The organism is Streptomyces sp. NPDC002690 (assembly GCF_053592415.1).
Map to the genome: position 1 here is coordinate 1 of NZ_JBSFVR010000604.1, position 2,761 is coordinate 2,761.

The following is a 2,761-nucleotide window of genomic DNA, read 5'->3' on the forward strand; positions in this document are numbered from 1 at the left end:
CGATCCTCTCCGACGAGGACCCGCTGAGGGTGCTCGACGAAGGCGGCGTACCGACGCTCGCCGAACTCGTCCTGCACAACGGGACGATCTACCGGTGGAACCGGCCCGTCTACGGGGTCGCGGACGGGGCGCCGCATCTGCGGGTGGAGAACCGGGTCCTGCCCGCCGGCCCGACCGTCGCTGACGTGCTCGCCAACGCCGCCTTCTACTACGGGCTGGTGCGCGCGCTCGCCGACGAACCCCGCCCGGTGTGGAGCAAGCTCTCCTTCGAGGCGGCGGAGGAGAACTTCGACAACGCCTGCAGGCACGGCATCGAGGCCGAACTGCTGTGGCCGCGTCCGGGCAGGTCCGGCGGAGTCGCGAAGGTCCCCGCCATCAAGCTCGTACGGGACGAACTGCTGCCCCTCGCGTCCGCCGGGCTCGACGCCTGGAACATCGAGCCCGCCGACCGCGACCGCTATCTCGGCATCATCGAGGAACGGTGCCGCCGGCGGACCAACGGTGCCTCTTGGCAGGTCGACACCTACCACCGGGCGCAGGAGGCGGGGCTGGGGCGGGAAGCCGCCCTCGCCGCCACCACCCGCAGGTACGGCGAACTTGCGCGCAGCGGCGAACCGGTGCACACCTGGCCCGTCGGCTTCCCGAAGCCATGAGCGCGGGGGCGCACCCGGACGGCAGCGCCCCCGCACGGCCGGCCCCGTCAGGGGAGCAGCGGGCGCCCCTCGACCGCGATGTGTTCCCTCGTGAGCGTCACCGACGGGCACTCGGCGGTGAAGGCGCGCACCCGGGCGAGAGGTGAGTCCGGCCCGAGCGGCTCCCCACTGACCGCGAAGCCGTGGATCCCCATCCAGAAGGCCGTGCCCAGTTCCTGCGGGTCGTCCATGTCGGTCTTGTCCATGGGCGCACCGTAGACGACGGCGCCGACGACGTGCGACGGACCCGGGTGCGGCCGTCCGCCGCGCGGGGGCGCCGCGGACGGCCCCGCACGCCCCGCACGCGGGGGCGGCCGGCACCCTCTACTCGGGAATGGCTGCCTGACTGGCCGTCATGATGGCCTGCAGGATCACCGACTGGATATCGGCGGGGTCGCTCACCTCGTAACCGCCGCCTCCGGTCACCTTCGCGATCTCCGCGACCTCCTCGCGGTCCGCGTCCGGCCCCACCGCGATGGCGAGGACCGGCACCGGGTGCTCCGGGTCCGCGAGAGCCTTGAGCTGCTGGACCAGGCCGCTGCGCGAGATCCCGTTCTGGTCCTCGTTCGAGCCGTCCGTGAGGATCACCACGGCGTTGAACTTGCCCGGCACGTAACTCGCCACGGCCGCCCGGTACGCGGCGAGAGTGGTGTCGTAGAGGCCGGTGGCACCGTTCGGTACGGGCTCCAACTCGTCGAAGGCCGATGCGAGTTCCTCACGGTGGGTGGCACCGCCCGCCGTGCGGTCGCCGAGGCGGGACGTCGGCGTCAGCTCGCGGTAGTCCTTGGCGCCGTCGAGGGTGGTGGCGAACTCCCAGAGGCCGATCTCGTCGTCGTCCGTGAACTGGCTCAGCGCCCGCAGCAGGGACTCCTTCGTCACGTCCATCCGGGACTCGCCGCTGCCGGGAACCGGGGTGGCCATCGAACCCGAGGCGTCGACCACCGTGGAGAGCCGGGCGCTCTGCACGGTGATGGTCCACATGCCGAGCACTTCCTGGAGTTCGGCGGCGGTGGGCGCGGTGGCGGGAGCCTCACGGTACGGCTGCGGGTCCTTGCCGCCCGCCGCCCTGACGACCTGCGTCACGGCACTGCCGTCCGGGGGCCGGAAGCCGTGGGCGGGAAGGACGTCGCCGGGTCCGCCGGAGCTGCTGTCCCTGAGCAGCGTCATCAGGCGCAGCGCGGTCCGGCTCTGCTCGACGGTCATCGACGTCTCGTCCACCAGCGTCCACGGGTAGTTGAGCTGCGGAGCCCCGTCCTTCGGGTAGAAGAGGTCGACCTTCGTGGCCCCGGCCGCCTTCTCGTTGTGCGCGAAGGCGGCTTGCTCCGAGAGGATCAGAGCCTGATTCCGCTCGGCGTCGCCCTGGTCGGCGGCCGAGTCGTCGCGCACCAGCGTCTCCGACACCTTCGGGTCGCTCTGCGACATGCGCTCCGAGAGGATCTTCGCGGTCTGCGCGGCGCGGGTGTCGCTGTCCGCGCCCTGGTCGGCCGAGGACGCCCCGATGGCCGTGAGCGCCAGCAGTCCGGTGGCGCTGCGTGCCGGATCGGCGGCCCCGAGCCGGACGGCGTCGTCCGACGCCATGGCCGCGGCGACCAGATCGGCCCAGCCGAGCTGCTTGTCCGGCCAGCCGAGCGCCTTCGCCGCGGACGGCACCACGGCGAACCCCACCGGGGAGGTGGCCACCGAGTCGCCGGGCGTGAGAGGTATGCCGTCCCCGGCACCCTTCGCCCGGTCCAGCCAGAGGTCCGAGTCCGGCAGCCAGACCTGGTACGGGATCTTGCCGCCGGCCGCCACGGTGTTGGCGACCTTGTACGAGTCGGCGGCCACCACCTCGACGTCCATGCAGCGCCCGTCCGTGCGCACCTCGTCCTTGCGCGCCCGGTCGACGACCGCGCTCACCGCGGGCGCGATGTCGGGCGAAGCGGCCACGGTGAGCCGGACCGCGTCCTTCTCGCACGGTTCGGAGAACGGAAGCAGGCTGCCGCGCGCGACCACGGCCGCGCCGGCCGCGACCGCTACGGCGAGCGCGCCGGCGACGGCGACCCCGCGGCGGACAGACCCGGGGCCGCGTC

2 protein-coding genes and 1 pseudogene are annotated in these 2,761 nt (G+C 73.0%); 1 reads left to right on the top strand and 2 read right to left on the bottom strand.

Annotated elements, in window-relative coordinates:
- Positions 1-653, top strand: a pseudogene (locus ACWD3D_RS35740) (glutamate--cysteine ligase); the annotation flags it as partial.
- Between the two features lie 47 nt (positions 654-700).
- Here the strand turns inward: ACWD3D_RS35740 and ACWD3D_RS35745 are convergent.
- On the bottom strand, positions 701-898 hold the full coding sequence (locus ACWD3D_RS35745; protein ID WP_451464833.1) for a hypothetical protein: 198 nt from the start codon (positions 896-898) through the stop codon (positions 701-703).
- A 118-nt stretch (positions 899-1,016) separates the two neighbouring features.
- A partial coding sequence (locus ACWD3D_RS35750) for a VWA domain-containing protein (protein ID WP_451464834.1) occupies positions 1,017-2,761 on the bottom strand: 1,745 nt, incomplete at its 5' end.

Bases quoted from the DNA above. Each gene is read 5' to 3' on its own strand.
- ACWD3D_RS35745 (WP_451464833.1), bottom strand. From the start codon at position 898: ATGGACAAGACCGACATGGACGACCCGCAGGAACTGGGCACGGCCTTC.